Below are 17551 nucleotides of genomic sequence, written 5' to 3'. Positions count from 1 at the left end.
TCACTATTTCGCTATCAAGAAGAATCTCCCTGCAAAAAAAGAAGTCCTCCATAAATTGGGGGACTGAAGTTAAGCTTTTTTGATAAAAGCAAAAGAACTTTAGATTGGGATGATGTCTCCATCCCATGATTTCTTGCGAATGAAGTAGGCATCTTCAATGGTTGTTTCCGCTTCACGAAAATGATCGAAGGGTTTTGTGATATCAATGTATTTAATCAAGTACTGTTTATTTAATCGTTTCATGTGAATAATCCGCCCCTGCTCTAGTTGAGCGATTTCGTTAAGAAGGATTTTCCCTTCCCACACACGTAAAGGAAGCTCTCTTTTCCAAAGAGAAATGGACCCATGAAAAAGAATTTCCCCTTCATGAAGCCATATTAAATCGTCAGCAATATCTTCCCATTCATTTAACTCATGTGTCGCGATAAGAACAAGCCTTTTTTCGGCATATCTTGATAGAAGGGAGACGACGTTCTTTCGTTCACGACTATCGAGGTAGTTTAACGGTTCATCAAGTAGCAAAATAGGAGGACAGTCAAGAATGGCTTGTGCAATACCAACACGCTGTTTCACTCCTTGAGAGAGAGCTTTAATTTTCTTCCTTTTACATGTTTGAATATGTAGGGCTTCCATCGTTTGATCAACGGCATCCTGGTGAAGGACCCCTTTTAATTCACACATATACCTAAGGAACCTCTTCATTCTCATTTCTTCATATAATTCGATACCTGTTGGAAGAAAGCCGATATTCTTACGAATAAAGGGGAGGGAGGTATCAACTGTTCTCCCACCATATTCAATGATGCCTCTATGTGGTCTTATTGCTGTTGCTAGAAGTTGTAGTAAGGTAGATTTACCAGCGCCGTTCTTACCAACTAGAATGGTGATTCCGGAACCAAGTGTTAGTTCGGGAATAGCAAGTGAGAATTGTTTTCGAGTATATTTGATGTTTTGTAGTTGAATCATACCCTAATCTCACAAATATTGAAGATGCAAACTCTTCCGATACGATAAGAAGAGCATGGCAACTCCAAGTCCAAGGATAATAAGGTAGGAGACAACAAAGAGTAAGTCTTGTTGAAGTGCTTCACCAGATAGTTCGAAAACAGTATAAGGTAATACAAGAAAAGTAAGCGCCCATCCAGCAAGTGAGGCGATAAATCCGGCAATTACCCCTTTATGGAACATGACAAAGGCAAGCAAACCTGTCAGAAAGAGAAGCGGCGCGAACCAATGCAAAAGAAACGTAGCGGGGTTAACCATCGTATTATCTTTCACAATATATAAGGTAGATAACAGGGCCAAACCAATGTTTACGACTAAGACAACAAGCAATTTACTTAAGAGAAGAAGTGCTGGAGGAAAAGGTGTAATCGATTCGACCATCCGCATTTCTTTGTTCCAGGTTTTATAACTATAAAGCACACCAAATAATAGATAAATGGGAACAACGATAGGAAATAAACTGTCTGATTCCATGCTTCCAGCCGAAATCATCGTTAACATTGCAAAAATCAATACGCTAATCAGCCAGTAAGCCCAGTGATAAGAACGGAATTGATTAAGGCATTGCTTTGTTAGTGACGGTTTTGCAGGCTCAGGTTTTTCATCGAAATCAAATTCGATTTGAGAAGGTTTAAGTTCATCGAAAGGATCCTGTAACGAAAGAAGCAGCTTCTGTGTATCCTCTGAACGGGGTGACGTTGCCAGATATGACTTGATCGGCTGCTCTAGATCTTCTTCTAACTTTTCTAATTCAAGATCGATGTCTTGCATGGCTAACTTCCTCCTTTCGTTCTATTGAAGCTTTTAGTTTCTTCAAGGCATGAAATAAGTTCGACTTTACTGTACCGAGTGGAAGTTCCAAAGCTTCTGCAATTTCTTGATACTTTAATTCCTGGTAAAACCGTAAATACACAATTTCTCTTTGCGTCTCAGAAAGCGTATCGAGCTGCTTGAGAAACTCCACGCGTGATTCTTGCCTTTCAAATAGTTCCACTACTGATGGTTCTCGGTCAGCTTGATCTGGAATGAAGTCGAGAATTTGCTTTTCTGACCTAAATCCCGCGCTTTTCCAATAATCTCGGCATTGATTTGTGGCCACCTGGTAAAGCCAGGGCTTGATCTTTTCTGGGGTTTTCTTTGTTTTTAGTTGTTTAATTAATTTCAGGAAGGTTTCTTGAACAACATCTTCGGCCTTTCTTCTATCACGTAACATCCGTTCTAGATAACCAAGAAGCGGAGCATGATAACGATGAACAAGGGCTTCGAAAGCAGCCTGATTTCCACGTGCCATAGCGACTACTAGTTCCTCATCTGTCATGAACCATCCTCCTTTCTAGTCTGATGACCTTGCATCACTTCATCCCATATTTTCTGCCATTCTTCGTAAGGAATGAGAGTAGAAGGTTCTCGAAACAAGGTGAAATCTGCTGCGAATCCCGGGTCTACCCAGCGTTCGCTATATATTCGATCTAGGACTTCTTTCACTTGCTTACTATCTCCATCAGCAATGGCTTCGTTGATCATTGTGAAAATCTGGTTAGCTTTGATTTCTTCCTCACTGTAGTCTTCCAGTGGGATATCATCTTGAATCTTGATAACAAGGTCGCGGATTTGACTGGCCTTTTTTTTATTTCCATTTTCTAATTCATAAATGTACGTATAAGCACTTTGGATGGCACTTGTTACTAGCTCGCCGTCCTCATACCCATATATCTCAGTACCATCATGGAATAGACTCACTTGAAAGAGCAATTTCATAAGATAAGTTTCATCCATTTGATAGAAAGTGGATTCGCTTAGGATATAGTTTTGATCAATAAAACCTTGTTGTCTCACGTAATTGGCCCAGCGAATATTCTCTACAGGAACGATAAAAAAATGACGCATAGGCTCTATTTTTTTCGTTAAATAGTGGTTGGTGTATAGAAGGCGTTTGTCCAATTCCTTCATGAGCTCAACAGCACGATCACGATTGTAACTGTCCGTTACGATTGACATTGGATAATAAGTAGAATCAACTTCAGTCAGATCTCCAGCATAAAGGTCTAATTTAGAAGTTTTCCCTTGAAGTTTATAGGTTCCAACATTTGTTTTAAGTTCATCGATTGTGCCATATAAGGGTAGTGCCATACTTGAAACTTCAACATTAAAAGTGGCTCTATTCGGAATCCCAATATTCGTTTGTGATTCTCCGTTCATGTCATATAAATATTGATGCCCTGGCAATGGATACCAGGCTGTTTGAGAAGGCATAATCATTTGATCATTTCCAACATGGCCCGGATAGTATTCCTGACCATTATTAGATGCCCATAGTTTGTATGGTCCTTCATATTGAATACGAATAACAGGTTCTTTCATATTTTCAGGTAAAGTAACGGTCAGAAAATCATTCTCTTGAGTAAATGGAATTGGATGTTGATCAATCGTGACTTGGTTAACTGAGAATGTCTGATTCAATGTGAATTTCATGAACTCCTTTGTTTGAAATTCTGCTGATGGTAGAGTGAGAGATGCATCAATGAAAAGTGATTGATCTTCATGCTGAATGGATAAGTCAAATTGTTTTATTTCAAATCGTTCTGGTTGATAGAGCTCTTCTTCCTCTTTCATAAGAGTATTAGGAGAAGAAAGGGAAGGGAAAGACATGTAACTAGCTTGACCGTTTTGTTCGTCTGTTATCAATGGAGATTCTTGTTTAATCTTACTAAATTCATCAGTTCGCTCCTTCCAGAAAGAAGCATATGGAAGATACGAAATCACGACAATTCCTATACTGATCATGAGTGCAACCTTCCACAGCCACGTATATGGATGAGGTCTGCGTTTATTGAGAATGAAAATGATGAGTACCAGGAGAAAGGAAGAAACCGTTAAAACAAAAATGCGCTGTAACTGTAGTTCTTCTTTCATTAATTCAATTCCCCAGGTGCCATTAACAAGAACAGAATCGACAAATAAGTAGGTTAGATGGAACGCTTTAAGATAAAAGTGTCCGCCTTGATCAATAATGAAAATTTCCATGAATAGCGTACCAAACATCCAGGCGCAGAAGGCGATTAAGTAAACAAAGCGATTTTTAATAAGTACCGATAAAAGCATGCCAAGAGTTAAACTAATAAAGAACGCTACTTCGTATTGAGTCCCATAGAAACGCAGAATTGTGAACGTTTCTTCCACCGGAATGTTATCTCTCATAGCAAAGATAAAGTAGGTTCCACTCATTAGGACCGTATATATCGTCATATAGATGAGCGCGGACATCAATTTTGCTGATATGAATACGAAATTGGACACGGGAAATGATTGGTGCCACTCAAATGATTCATTCCCAACGTCTCGTCGTATTAAATAAACGCCAATCAGAATACTTAAGCCAATAACGAGAATGAATATAAGAGAGTGCGTTGTTTCATAGGTTGTTCTGTAGAGGTTGCCATGTCCTCCTTCTTGATCTGCACTCATGCTAAAAAGTAACCAGATCAAATATAAGAAAGGAAGAGGTGCGAAAAACCAGTTTTTATACAAAAAAGAAAATTCAAGCTTAAACTGGATAAGCCATTTTCTCATAGTCCATCACGCCCAATCAGTGCCATGTACCCTTCTTCAAGGGTAGGATCCACGGCTTCGGCAAATTCAAATGGTGCTACTGGAGATATTGCTCGATACCTTAATCCTGTTGCTTTTCGTTTTGTAAGTGTCATTTGTAATCCATTTAGTTGGTCCCAGTTATTATCAAAGAGGTCGAACTCCCAAACAAGTCCATTCCCCTTACGTTGAAGCTCATCTGGTGTGCCTTGAAAAAGAATGCGCCCTTTATTTAGAACGATCAGCGTATCACAGCTTCCTTCAATGTCTTCTACAATATGCGTAGAAAGAATGACGGTTTTTCGGCTAGAAACATCAGCTAGTAAGTTGCGAAAGCGTAAGCGTTCTTCAGGATCAAGTCCAGCAGAAGGTTCGTCGAATATCATCACAGCGGGTTCTCCATAAAGCGCCTGGGCAATGCCGAGACGTTGCTGCATTCCATTTGAGAACGTCTTAATTTTTTGATTCTGTTGCTTTTCTAAATTAAGGGCATGAAGCAATCGTTTTTTTTCTCGCTCATGATCATAATGATGGTCTCGTTTCAACTTCCCAACATAGTCCAAAAACTGAGATGCAGTAAGCTGCGGATACAGCTTGAAATGTTGAGGGAGGTAACCGATTTCTTTCCGAACATTTGAAGCTTCTCGGTTAAGTGAATAACCTTTAAGATAGATTTCTCCGGAAGAAGGCTTTGAGACCGCAGCTAGCATTCTCATAAATGTTGTTTTTCCAGCACCATTTGGACCAATAAGCCCTACCATGCCTCCTTCGATGGACAAAGTGAGGTTATGTAGAATCTTCTCTTTTTTGAACTGTTTAGTTAGATGAGATACTTCAATCAAAATCGTTCATCCTTTTACTAGTATTCTATGGCTAAGACGATTATAGTCGATAAAAGGTTTTGTTATGGAAAACAAAAATCCTCTGCACGATGCGTGCAGAGGATTGGTTTTAAAGAGGTAATACATAGAAGAGAACACAGAAGAAATGAGCAAGTGTTCCAGCTACCACGAAAAGATGCCAAACTGCATGATGGTATTTAAAAGCTCTCCAGACATAGAATACCGCTCCAATTGTGTAGAGAACACCCCCAACAATGAGAAGCATCATTCCGTTTGGAGCCAAGTTCTGCGTGAGTGGATTCCAGGCAAGAACGATCAGCCAGCCCATTAAAACGTAGAGAATGGTTGAGATAAATAGAAACTTTTTTACAAAATAAGCTTTAAATACTGTTCCAATAATCGCGAGTCCCCACACGATGCCAAATAGTGTCCAACCTAGCCAACCTTCAATTACAATAAACAAGAAAGGGGTGTAAGTACCAGCGATAAAGAAATAGATAGAAGAGTGATCAAGTATTTCGAAAAAGTCTTTCGCTTTCCCAGGTGGAAAGCTGTGAACGAGTGTAGAGGCCGTATAAAGCATCAGCATCGTTGTACCGAAAAGTGTAAAACTTACAATATGCCAGGCAGTTCCATAGAGAGACGCAAACACAATTAAGATGACTAGAGCGGCAACGCTTATGATAGCTCCAATTCCGTGAGTAATATAATTTGCTCGCTCCTCGCCAACTGTAAACGTATGAGTTGTCATGATTCGCATCATTCCTTTAGATCAATTACTAGAAGTATACTACATGATTTCCCGAACGTCATTTCTGATCGAACCTTATTTTTTAAGATTACGTAGTTTTTCTGCTTCTTTTAAGATATGATAAGTGTAAAAATCTTTTTCTTCTACTTGTTCTGTGGCAGCTGCCATAACGAGAAACTCTTCCGCAATTTCTTCTCGCATTGAAGTAAGTAACTTTTCACTGTCAGTAGTAACTAAATTATTCTTTTGATCCACGGTTGGTTCGCTCCTTCAACATTAAATGATAGTCTCATTGTGCCTTAAGGAAGCGATTTTATTCTAAAATGACTTATTTTATTTTCACCATTTCCTTAGTGATAGAGCGATAGACATGATATCCACTAGTAGAAACCCCAATAGTACCTGCTCCAGGGAAAACGCTGTCGCCACAAAGCCACAATCCCTTGAGACCAGTACGGTGAGAAAGACTGTTGAACAAACTAAATTCATTCGTTTGTGGGAAACCTCCAACCATGCCTTTAGGTCTTTTCGTAAATCTTTCCCATGCTCGTGGTGCACCTGTCATTTGTAATTCGATTCCACTTCTTACATTAGGTATCACTCTTTCAATACCTGTGAGCATTTTCTCAGTTAGCTCCTTTTTATATTGATCGTATTTGTCTTTCGTATCCCAATGGTGAAGCTCTGTATGTGTACTGACTGTTAATGTGCGAAAGCCCTCTGGCGCACGAAAGAGATCATTGGATTTTGAAAGTGACAAGAAGAGGTGATTTCCTTCGGTCATTTTTCCATTATCCGAAAAGACTTGACTAAAGAGGGACGTATATTCAGGGATGATTTTTTCATCTAAAGCAAGATACATCGTAAAAGCTCCCCACTGAGTCATTTGACTTCGTTTTCTTAACTTAGTGGGGAGTTGTTCTTGAAGTGGTTCTGGAAGAAGTGGAACAAAGCCCTGTACAGGTAAGTTATTAATAAGGTGATCAGCTCTCCAACTCTCCCCTTTTTGATCGACAGCTACCCAACGGTTGTTTTCACGCCGAATCGATTGAATTTGCTTTCTCTGGTAAGTTCGACCACCGTTCTGTTCAATATATTGCTGTAGTGTTTCAGCGATGCGATACAATCCACCTTCAGAGTAATATGCCCCTTCGTGATAAATATCGAGAGCAAGAGCACCCATAAGTGCTGAGCACTCTTCACTAGTTGTTTGCATGCTATCAATTAATTGTCCATCAATAAAATGGTGAAAGTCTAGTGCATCATTAAGATTATGTTTTTTTAGAAGATCTCCCATTGTTTTCCGAAGGTAGGGAACCAGTCCGGGAGTTCCTGGTTTGAGAGATAGTAGAAGCCCTTTCCATTCTGATAGGGTGACTGGAGGTACAACAGGGAGAGGTCCAATTAACTTACGTACTTCGGCTCCAATTTTCCATATTTCTCGATAGAAAGAAACAATTTGTTTGGAGTGTTCTGGAAACTGGGTAGCGCATTCTGATAAATGGCGATTTCGATCTGTATAATAAGGCATGACGCGATTGCCATCGTATATTCTCATAATTTCATCCAACGAAAAAACAGGGAAGGACAAACCGAGTTCTTGGAAAATGCGATAGTGTAATCCACCTTCTTCAAACCCCATCCCCATCGTCGCTCCAACAGGGAAGAGAAAATGCCCTCGTGTAAATTTTCCTGCTGATCCACCCCATTCATTCGATGCTTCAAGTATTGTTACGTTGTAGCCTTCTTTCGTCAGTAATGCTCCAGCAGTCAGTCCGCCAATGCCACCACCAATAACAACAATATCCATAATGATCCCTCCAAGATGGTCCGAGCTTGATATCCTTCTATTATAATAGGTATGATGTTGCAAATCATGTATGAGTGTGTCGAGAAGAAGCTTAATGAATGAGAAATTTCCATGTTTGTACCGGGGTACTTGTCCAGCCACAAAGTTAAAAGAAACATAAGATAAATTAAAGAGTGAGGTCAGGTCCCCCCTCTGTATATACTCACTCTTTGTGACCCATTGTAGAGTCAGAATTTATTCTGACTCTTTTTTTTGGCTATGTTAGATAATGCATGTATAATAGCCTATTGATTCGGATCAAAGCGCATGAAATGAGTGCATTCCACTTTCGGCCCTCTATCAGAGCAGTTTGCTTTCGAATCTTGTAAAGAAGGGGGAATCAACCTTGCTTGAAATTATCGAAATAGGAACAAATGAGCATGGAAGAGAGCTGACGATTCGAGAGCTGATTAAGAAACTTGAAGAACATCCTCTTGATCCTGCATTTGAACAAAGTGGAAATTTTATTTTTCCTTATCAGCCAGTCCGTGATGCAAAACGATATGCTGGTTGCAGAGCATTTTTTGGCGACTTCGCGATGATATCATGCCGTTTCTTTATTGTGACGGATGAAAAGGTACTTATAGAAGAGTTGATAAAGGCAATTAAAGAAAATCAAGAACGCATTGATTATGGAAGGTTAAGAGAAGTTCAGGTGAACGGTCGAGTATCCCATTAATTATGCTATAATCAGGATATTCTGCTAGTGATTGGAGTGAATGAAATGAGTCTTGAAACACTTCAGGAACAAGTCGATGGATTGATGGATAAATACACCGAGCTTCTCCTTGGAGATACGAGCCCTGAGCTGAAGGAAAAAGTGAAGCTATGGGCGATGTACACGCATCTTTCAAAAACGATGCCTCCTCTTGCGAAACATTGGAATCAAACGTATCCTGATGCGAAGGATGCCATGAAAGAGCTAGTGACCGAAATCAAAAGTATGAACGAAGAGCATCGTAAAGCCCAACAGGATAACCAGAAAGAATCAGATAAGTGAAACCAGGACTTCCCTGGTTTCTTTTTTTTTGGCTACATTAACGAACGTTTTTGATTTTAGCTTATTCGAGAATCAACCATTTAAGCTAATATAGGATTTTGTTTCATTTCAGAAGCTCATCCCTTGAGAAATGAGGTGATTGTTAAGAAAAAAGGTTATGAAAATAGATGAGAAGAGAAGTATCCGATTTTGAAACATTTAAATATACTATTTTAAGTTCCAGTTTTTTTCGTGAAGAGCGGGGTATAGAATACTAATTCAAGTAAATATTTAACAAAATTTATTACCGAGAAAATCTATCAAAAATAGACTAAACGACAGCATATCATGGTAGAATAGCATTAAAGGCGAAATATGGCGGTATTTGATACTATATGCCGATTTTCTCCACTATATATTTTTTTAGACGTTTTGTATGCGTTTACATGGAGGGGTTATGATGGAACAAGTAATGCGTAATTTCTTTTTATACATGGGGAAGAATAAAGTAGCTACAAAAGTAGCGAAACGGTATGGTATGCGCTTTGGAGCTAGCCGGTTTGTAGCCGGTGCGTCTCTTAATAGCTCTGTAAATGCTATTAAGAAACTAAATGAAAAGGGACTTTCTGTTACAATCGATCATCTTGGTGAGTTTGTAGATAACGCCGCTGAGGCTGATGAAATGACAAACCACTGTATTGAAGCAATTGAGCGAATTGCAGCAGAAAATCTTGATTCTCAGCTTTCTCTTAAACTCACATCAATGGGGTTAGACATTGATTACGATATGACGATGAAAAATATGCGCCGAATTCTTGAAGCTGCTGATCAGCACAATGTCTTTGTTACGATTGATATGGAAGATTTTGAGAGGTGCGGAAAAACAATAGAGATTTTTACTAACCTAAAGAGGGAGTATACGAACATTGGTACAGTTCTTCAAGCCTACTTATACCGCGTAGCTGAAGATGTAGAAAAGCTGAACGATCTATCTCCAAATCTTAGACTTGTTAAAGGTGCTTATAAAGAGTCACCAAAAGTCGCATTTCCGGATAAAAAGGATGTCGACGAGAATTTCAAAAAAATCATTAAAATGCACTTATTGAATGGAAATTACACAGCCATTGCGACCCATGATGATCGCATCATTGAATACACAAAGAAGCTCGTAGAGGAATACAATATCCCCCGTTCTCAATTTGAATTTCAAATGCTATATGGTATTTGTGTAGATAAACAAGATGAGCTCCTTAAAGAAGGTTTCAAAATGCGTGTCTACGTACCCTATGGAAAAGACTGGTATGGATATTTTATGAGAAGACTTGCTGAAAGGCCTGCAAACGTAGCTTTCGTCCTTAAAGGAATGATGAAATAGTGAAAAGCGGACGAATGTCCGCTTTAAAATAAGCTTTGTTTAAATTTATAAAATTTTGTCAAAAAAATCCGTGTGATATATTGCTAAATTTCAGAATATATTTTATAGTATAGACAGAGGAAATGATCTCGCTCTTTTTTTTGAATTAAAAATGAATGAGCATTCATTCAACAGGGGAGGTTCGCTATGACACGTAGCATTCATAAAGTAGCTGTATTAGGAGCAGGAGTAATGGGATCAGGCATTGCCGCCCACCTGGCGAATGTAGGAATTCCAAGTTTGCTATTGGATATTGCACCAAAGGAACCGAATGAAAAGGAAAAAGTCAAAGGACTTACACTCGCTGACCGTTCTGTCAGAAATAGACTTGCAGCAGAAGCGATTGAGAAACTTAAGAAACAAAAACCGGCACCGCTTTCTAAGAAAGATCACATTCAATTAATTGAAGCGGGAAATATGGAAGACGATATGGAGCGCTTGCAAGAAGTTGACTGGATCATTGAAGTTGTTGTCGAAAACCTGGAGATCAAGAAAAAAGTATATGAAAAAGTAGACGAATATAGACGACCTGGAACCATTGTTAGTTCGAACACTTCCGGTATTTCCGTAGAAGCAATGGCTGAAGGTAGATCAGAAGATTTTAGGAAGCACTTCCTTGGTACGCACTTTTTTAACCCACCAAGATATTTAAAGCTTCTTGAAGTGATTCCAACGAAAGACACGGATCCAGACGTCCTTTCCTATATGAAAACATTTGGTGAAGATACTCTCGGCAAAGGTGTCGTAGAAACGAAAGACACGCCAAACTTCATTGCCAATCGAATTGGAACTTATGGCCTGCTTGTCACAGTTAGAGAAATGATGAATCGCGGCTTTTCAGTTGGAGAAGTAGATTCTGTAACTGGCCCAGCAATCGGCCGTCCAAAAAGTGCAACGTTTCGAACACTTGATGTAGTTGGACTTGATACGTTTATTCACGTAGCGAACAACGTTTTTGAACAGGTTGAAGGTGATGAGAAAGAAGTATTCCGGATTCCTGAATTTATGCAACAGATGAAAGAAAAAGGCTGGATTGGAGCAAAGGCAGGTCAGGGCTTTTTCATAAAACAAAAAGGGGCAAAAGGAAGCGAAATTCTAGAGTTAAATCCATCTACGCTTGAATATGAACCACGACAGAAATTAAAAACAGCTTCTGTTGAGGCAAGTAAACAAGCGAAGTCAAAAGCGGATAAACTGAAAGCGCTTGCTTACGCGAATGACCGCGCAGGTGAATTAATTTGGAACATCATGAAGCCTGTTTTGCTTTACTCTGCTGAGAAAACCTATGAAATTGCTGATGATATCGACGCCGTCGATCGTGCCATGAAATGGGGCTTTGGATGGGAAATGGGTCCTTTTGAAACGTGGGATGCTCTTGGAGTTGAGAAATCAGTGGCTCGAATGAAGGAAGAAGGCGAAACGATTCCTGAATGGGTTGATCAAATGCTTGCCTCAGGGCAAACGTCTTTCTATAAGCAGGAAGGTGCCACTCAATCTTTCTACCATAATGGTGAGCAAAGAGTAGTTGAGGAAAGTAAGAAAATTATCCACCTTAAAGGATTAAAAGCGCAAAATCGCGTGATTAAGAAAAATACTGGAGCAACGCTTCTTGATCTTGGAGATGGGGTTGCAGGCCTTGAATTCCATTCCCCAAACAATGCAATTGGAATGGATATTCTCCAGATGATTAATGAAGCCGTTGATGAAACGGAGAAAAACTTCGAAGGACTTGTGATTGGAAACCAGGGCAAAAATTTCTGTGTTGGTGCCAACGTCGCGTATATGTTAATGGAAGCTCAAGATGATAATTTCTTTGAAATCGAAATGGTTGCAAGGAAGTTCCAACAGTCCATGGCACGTATTCGCTACTCTCAAAAACCAGTCGTAGCAGCGCCGTTTCAGATGACGCTTGGCGGTGGTGCAGAAGTGTGTATGCCAGCAGCTTCCATTCAAGCTTCTTCAGAAACATATATGGGCCTCGTAGAAGTAGGTGTTGGCTTGATTCCAGGTGGAGGCGGAAATAAAGAACTTTATATGCGTCAGCTAGAGCAAACGCCTCCAGGAGTTAATGTTAACTTAACTGATATTGCAGCCAACGTTTTTGAAACGATTGCGATGGCGAAAGTTTCAACATCAGCTCATGAAGCAATGGAACGAGGATTCATTCGACCTCAGGATGGTATTAGTGCTAACGCGGATCACGTTCTTCATGATGCAAAGGAAAAAGTACTTTTCCTTGCTGAACAAGGCTATCAGCCACCTGTTGCTAAAAAGATCCCAGTTGCTGGAGAAGCAGGTTATGCTGCAATGCTAATGGGAGCGAAAACGATGAAATGGAGCGGTTACCTGTCCGATCACGATTTAACGATTGCGACCAAACTTGCTCACGTCATTGCGGGCGGAAAAGTAAAAGAAGGAACATTAGTCGATGAGCAGTATCTTCTGGATCTTGAGCGTGAAGCGTTCCTCAGCCTGCTAGGAGAGCCAAAAACGCAAGCAAGAATGCAGCATATGTTACTTAAAGGAAAACCGCTGCGCAACTAGTATGGAGGAGGGAAGTTTGATGAAAGAAGCAGTTATTGTATCCGGTGCTAGAACACCTGTTGGAAAAGCAAACCGTGGAACGCTTGCCAATATGCGTCCAGATGATCTTGGAGCACTTACCGTTAAGGAAACGTTAAAGCGTGCCGGCGGTTTTGATGGTGAAATAGATGATGTGATTATGGGATGCGCTATTCCTGAAGCTGAACAAGGGCTGAATGTAGCTAGAATGATTGGAGCTAGAGCAGGTCTTGCTGAGACGGTTCCGGCCATTACAATCAACCGATATTGTTCTTCAGGTTTACAGAGTATCGCTTATGCTTCAGAACGCATAATGCTTGGCCAATCCGGTGCCATATTGGCTGGTGGAGTGGAATCGATGAGTCTTGTGCCGATGGGCGGTCATGTAATAAAGCCCAATCCTGCTCTTGTAGAAGAAAAACCTGAATATATTATGGGAATGGGACACACAGCGGAAGAAGTCGCACGTCGCTTTGAGATTAGCAGAGCAGATCAGGATGCTTTTGCACTAAGGAGTCATCAGCGTGCAGCTCAGGCAATCAAAGATGGGAAGTTTCAGGATGAAATTGTTCCGATCGAAGTAACGAAAAGATGGATTGATGAGAAAAACAAATTACAGGAAAAGAAAGTTCTTTTCTCACAGGATGAAGGTGTTCGGGCAGATACGTCACTTGATGTTCTCGGTAAGTTACGTCCAGTATTTAATGTTAGAGGCTCTGTGACCGCCGGAAATTCATCACAAACAAGTGACGGAGCAGCAAGTGTTCTCGTCATGGATCGAGAAAAAGCTGAAAGTGAAGGCTTAGCGCCTATGGCTAAGTTCAGATCATTTGCTGTTGCTGGTGTAGCACCCGAAATAATGGGAGTCGGACCGGTTGAAGCGATTCCTAAAGCTCTTCGACTCGCTGGACTTGAGCTATCTGATATTGGGTTATTCGAATTAAATGAAGCTTTTGCATCACAATCTCTTCGCGTCATTAGAAAGCTTGGACTTGATGAAGACAAAGTGAATGTAAATGGTGGAGCGATTGCACTTGGTCATCCACTTGGATGTACAGGGACGAAGTTAACCTTAAGCTTAATTCATGAGATGAAACGCCGCGGAGAACAATTTGGCGTTGTGACGATGTGTATTGGCGGAGGAATGGGCGCTGCTGGAGTGTTTGAAATTCTTTAAGAGCAACGAAAACAAGGGAGGAAAACAAGCATGTCTAATACAATGAACAAAACGGTTAAAGGTGCAAGCTTCTTGATTGAAGATCAAAAGGCAGAAGATATTTTCACACCGGAGGATTTTTCAGATGAGCATGTCATGATGGGGAAAACAACGGAAGACTTTGTAGTAAAGGAAGTCGTTCCAGCGCTTGATAAAATTGAGAATCATGAATTTGAAATTTCACGGAAGCTTCTCGAAAAAGCTGGTGATCTCGGACTTCTTGGAGCGGACGTCCCAGAAGAATACGGCGGTCTTGGCCTTGATAAAATCAGTTCATCTGTTATTACTGAGAAATTCGCTCGTGCTCGTTCGTTTTCCCTAAGTTATGGCGCCCATGTTGGAATCGGTTCTCTACCTATCGTCTTTTTCGGAAACGAAGAGCAGAAGAAAAAGTATCTTCCAGGTCTTGCGTCAGGAGCTACAATTGCTGCTTATGCTTTGACTGAGCCTGGTTCAGGTTCTGATGCTCTTGGGGCTAAAACCACAGCTAAGCTCAATGCTGAAGGAACACACTATCTTCTAAGCGGTGAAAAGCAGTGGATCACGAACTCCGCTTTCGCAGATGTATTCATTGTCTATGCAAAAATTGATGGCGAACATTTCTCTGCTTTCATTGTTGAGCGGGATTCCAAAGGTCTTTCAACTGGTCCCGAAGAAAAGAAAATGGGCATCAAAGGCTCTTCTACAAGAACATTGATTCTTGAAGATGTAGCCGTGCCAAAAGAAAATTTACTAGGAGAAGCAGGTAAAGGGCACATCATTGCGTTTAACATCTTGAACGTTGGTCGCTATAAGCTAGCAGTAGGTACTATTGGTGGAATGAAGCGTTCGATCGAACTTTCCGCTAAGTATGCTTTAGAGCGTAAGCAGTTTAACACGCCAATTGCAAAGTTCTCTCTCATACAAGAGAAACTGGCGAATATGGCAGTAGCAACATACGCGACAGAAAGTTCTACTTACCGCACAGGAGGTCTTTTTGAGCAGAAGTTAGGAAAGCTTTCGGATGAAGAACAAAAAGACGGAGCGAAAGTCGCAGAAGCAATTGCGGAGTATGCAATTGAGTGTTCACTAAATAAAGTGTTTGCTTCAGAGGCGCTAGATTATGTTGTAGATGAGGCAGTACAAATTCACGGTGGATACGGCTTTATGTCTGAATATGAAGTTGAGAAAATGTACCGTGATTCTCGTATCAATCGTATTTTTGAAGGAACGAATGAAATCAACCGCCTTCTAGTTCCAGGCACGCTTGTCCGTAAAACAATGAAAGGCGAGCTTCCATTCCTTGAAAAGGCTACTGCACTTCAAGAAGAGCTCATGATGTTAACGCCACAAGAAATTGGTGATGCACCTCTTGAACAGGAAAAGCATCTCGTTAAGATGGCAAAGAAGATTATGCTTATGACTGCAGGTACAGCTGTTCAAAAATATGGCAAGGCTCTTGATAAAGAACAAGAAGTTTTATCAAACATGGCAGATATCGTAAGCGAAATTTACTCTATGGAATCAGCCGTACTCCGCACAGAGAAAGCGATTAATAAAACTGGTGCAGAAAAGCAACAAAATAAACTTCTTCTAACACAAGTTTTCTGTCAGGAAGCTTTCAACCGTATTGAAGCTCATGCTAAAGAGACTTTGGTTGCCGTCGAAACAGGCGATTCACTTCGCATGATGATATCTGCTCTTCGTAAACTATCACGTTATACGCCAATTAATGTTATTGCGAAGAAACGTGAAATCGCTGCAAGCATTCTTGAACAACAGCGTTTTACGGTTTAATAAGCTATCATCGCTATACTAATGTAAAATAACAATTTGAATTGGTCATAACCGACAGGTACAAAACTAACTTCCAAACCATGTTCTCTATTGTCCCTCCAGAAATGGGGGGATTTTTTTCTCTTAATTAGGAAAAATAGTGAGTGGAATAATGAAAGGATTTTGTTAATAGATGACGAAATTTACTTTTAGGTGCATCTGTATTTGTCCAACTCCTCTCATGTGGTAAACTAACGTTATAATTACTTGAGTGTCTTTAAGGAGGAACAGATTTGCCCATTACATTCTATGCATATCCCAAATGTGGTACATGCCGTAAAGCGAAGAAATGGTTCGAGCAAAACGATATTGAAGTAAATGAAGTACACATCGTCGAAAATCCGCCCTCAAAAGATGAGTTAGCTGTCCTGCTTAATCATAGCGGCTTACCAATTAAGAAATTCTTTAATACGAGTGGGCAGAAATATCGAGAGCTTGGATTAAAAGATAAGGTCGCTACATCGACTCAAGACGAATTGCTTGAAATCCTTGCTTCTGATGGGATGTTAATCAAACGTCCAATCGTAACTGACGGAGAAAAAGTTACTGTTGGGTTTAAAGAGGATGTATTTAAGGAAACATGGAAACGATAAAATAGTTGCTTAATTAATAATAACTATTATACGATAGTTATTGTAAATAATATTGACTACTAACCTTTATTAAGAGGAATTATTTCAGGGAGGAATTACTAATGAACTTACCAAAAGATTTTCGCTACTCAGAAGAACACGAATGGGTGCAAGTACAAGAAGACGGAAACATCCGCATCGGTATTACAGACTTCGCACAATCAGAACTTGGAGATATCGTTTTTGTTGAGCTTCCAGAAGAAGGCGACACGATTGAATCTGACGAGCCGTTCGGTAGCGTGGAATCTGTAAAAACTGTTTCTGAGCTATACGCACCAATCTCAGGCAAAGTTCTTTCTGTCAATGAGGATTTAGAAGACAGCCCTGAATTCGTTAATGATTCACCATACGAAAAAGCATGGATGGTCGTTGTAGAACCTTCTGAGCCTTCTCAAGTAGAAGAACTAATGACAGCTGAAGCATACGAAAAAATGGTAAGCGAAGACGAATAAATCAGTCATTCATTTTATAGCTCTCCATTGCTAGTCGAATTATGAGCGTAAAAGTCCACTCATCATCGTAAACTCTTATTAATGAATGTGTTTCCTAATTTCAGTCATAGAATGAATACATGATGGCTTTACGGAATGACACAATAAAGAGGGGATGATACCAATGATTGAGACACCTCGCCCAATGCAAAGAATCGACGTTACTCGAAAGGTATATGGTAAATTTGATCAACAAGCGATGAACTTGTTTATGGACAAGGAAAGAATTGGCCGTATCTTATTCTCAGATCAAGGAAATCAATATGAGTTTCTTGAAGGATTTGAGATGGAGCAGAACAAAATTTATCATTACGAACAAGTAATCGAGCAAAATGGAAGGTATGTAGAAGACTGCGACCTCGGCTGGTGTTAATAAGAAAAGCGAATACGCTCGTTAAGGCCCGACA

17 protein-coding genes are annotated in these 17551 nt (G+C 40.2%); 9 read left to right on the top strand and 8 right to left on the bottom strand.

What is annotated here, in order from left to right; genetic code table 11:
- Positions 1-99: 99 nt before the first annotated feature.
- The 8 genes from AC0VYH_RS17990 to AC0VYH_RS17955 form a co-directional block, all read right to left on the bottom strand.
- Entirely contained in the window at positions 100-966 is an 867-nt protein-coding gene (locus tag AC0VYH_RS17990) for an ATP-binding cassette domain-containing protein (protein ID WP_475372857.1), read from the bottom strand.
- 9 nt (positions 967-975) lie between these two features.
- Entirely contained in the window at positions 976-1776 is an 801-nt protein-coding gene (locus AC0VYH_RS17985; protein WP_226615126.1) for a hypothetical protein, read from the bottom strand.
- On the bottom strand, positions 1757-2323 hold the full coding sequence (locus AC0VYH_RS17980; RefSeq protein WP_226615125.1) for an RNA polymerase sigma factor: 567 nt from the start codon (positions 2321-2323) through the stop codon (positions 1757-1759). The genes AC0VYH_RS17985 and AC0VYH_RS17980 overlap by 20 nt, the downstream gene beginning before the upstream one ends.
- Positions 2320-4575, bottom strand: coding sequence for an ABC transporter permease (locus tag AC0VYH_RS17975; protein WP_475372856.1), 2256 nt, complete (start codon positions 4573-4575; stop codon positions 2320-2322). The genes AC0VYH_RS17980 and AC0VYH_RS17975 overlap by 4 nt, the downstream gene beginning before the upstream one ends.
- Positions 4572-5435 (bottom strand): ATP-binding cassette domain-containing protein, encoded by an 864-nt coding sequence (locus AC0VYH_RS17970; protein ID WP_475372855.1) that lies wholly within the window; start codon positions 5433-5435, stop codon positions 4572-4574. Before AC0VYH_RS17970 ends, AC0VYH_RS17975 begins: the two co-directional genes overlap by 4 nt.
- A 109-nt stretch (positions 5436-5544) precedes the next feature.
- On the bottom strand, positions 5545-6189 hold the full coding sequence (gene trhA, locus AC0VYH_RS17965) for a PAQR family membrane homeostasis protein TrhA (protein WP_194219595.1): 645 nt from the start codon (positions 6187-6189) through the stop codon (positions 5545-5547).
- A 72-nt stretch (positions 6190-6261) separates the two neighbouring features.
- A complete protein-coding gene (locus AC0VYH_RS17960; RefSeq protein WP_475372854.1) occupies positions 6262-6441 on the bottom strand; it encodes a hypothetical protein in 180 nt (59 codons plus the stop codon).
- A gap of 73 nt (positions 6442-6514) precedes the next feature.
- Positions 6515-7996 carry an FAD-dependent oxidoreductase gene (locus tag AC0VYH_RS17955; protein ID WP_475372853.1) on the bottom strand — a complete coding sequence of 494 codons (1482 nt, stop codon included), beginning with the start codon at positions 7994-7996 and terminating at the stop codon, positions 6515-6517.
- A 385-nt stretch (positions 7997-8381) separates the two neighbouring features.
- On the opposite strand from AC0VYH_RS17955, the gene AC0VYH_RS17950 reads away from it, so the two are divergent.
- The 9 genes from AC0VYH_RS17950 to AC0VYH_RS17910 all read left to right on the top strand — a co-directional run bounded on the left by AC0VYH_RS17950 (position 8382) and on the right by AC0VYH_RS17910 (position 17517).
- Positions 8382-8714 (top strand): hypothetical protein, encoded by a 333-nt coding sequence (locus tag AC0VYH_RS17950; protein ID WP_194218955.1) that lies wholly within the window; start codon positions 8382-8384, stop codon positions 8712-8714.
- Positions 8715-8759: 45 nt separating this feature from the next.
- Entirely contained in the window at positions 8760-9035 is a 276-nt protein-coding gene (locus AC0VYH_RS17945; RefSeq protein ID WP_475372852.1) for a YusU family protein, read from the top strand.
- Between the two features lie 439 nt (positions 9036-9474).
- Positions 9475-10389 (top strand): proline dehydrogenase family protein, encoded by a 915-nt coding sequence (locus AC0VYH_RS17940; protein ID WP_194218957.1) that lies wholly within the window; start codon positions 9475-9477, stop codon positions 10387-10389.
- 186 nt (positions 10390-10575) lie between these two features.
- Positions 10576-12972 (top strand): 3-hydroxyacyl-CoA dehydrogenase/enoyl-CoA hydratase family protein, encoded by a 2397-nt coding sequence (locus tag AC0VYH_RS17935; protein WP_194218958.1) that lies wholly within the window; start codon positions 10576-10578, stop codon positions 12970-12972.
- A gap of 19 nt (positions 12973-12991) precedes the next feature.
- Positions 12992-14167: an acetyl-CoA C-acetyltransferase gene (locus AC0VYH_RS17930; protein ID WP_475372851.1), complete on the top strand. Its 1176-nt coding sequence runs from the start codon at positions 12992-12994 to the stop codon at positions 14165-14167.
- 30 nt (positions 14168-14197) lie between these two features.
- Positions 14198-15982: an acyl-CoA dehydrogenase family protein gene (locus tag AC0VYH_RS17925; RefSeq protein WP_194218960.1), complete on the top strand. Its 1785-nt coding sequence runs from the start codon at positions 14198-14200 to the stop codon at positions 15980-15982.
- Between the two features lie 272 nt (positions 15983-16254).
- Complete coding sequence (locus tag AC0VYH_RS17920) at positions 16255-16614, top strand: arsenate reductase family protein (protein ID WP_475372850.1); 360 nt, start codon at positions 16255-16257, stop codon at positions 16612-16614.
- Between the two features lie 101 nt (positions 16615-16715).
- Entirely contained in the window at positions 16716-17105 is a 390-nt protein-coding gene (gene gcvH, locus AC0VYH_RS17915; RefSeq protein WP_194218962.1) for a glycine cleavage system protein GcvH, read from the top strand.
- 163 nt (positions 17106-17268) lie between these two features.
- On the top strand, positions 17269-17517 hold the full coding sequence (locus AC0VYH_RS17910) for a YusG family protein (RefSeq protein WP_194218963.1): 249 nt from the start codon (positions 17269-17271) through the stop codon (positions 17515-17517).
- Positions 17518-17551: the final 34 nt, after the last annotated feature.

This window comes from Anaerobacillus sp. QJM3NY_32, from assembly GCF_056173645.1.
Note: the sequence above shows the minus strand (reverse complement) of the source record. Positions and strands in the feature narration are given on the sequence as shown.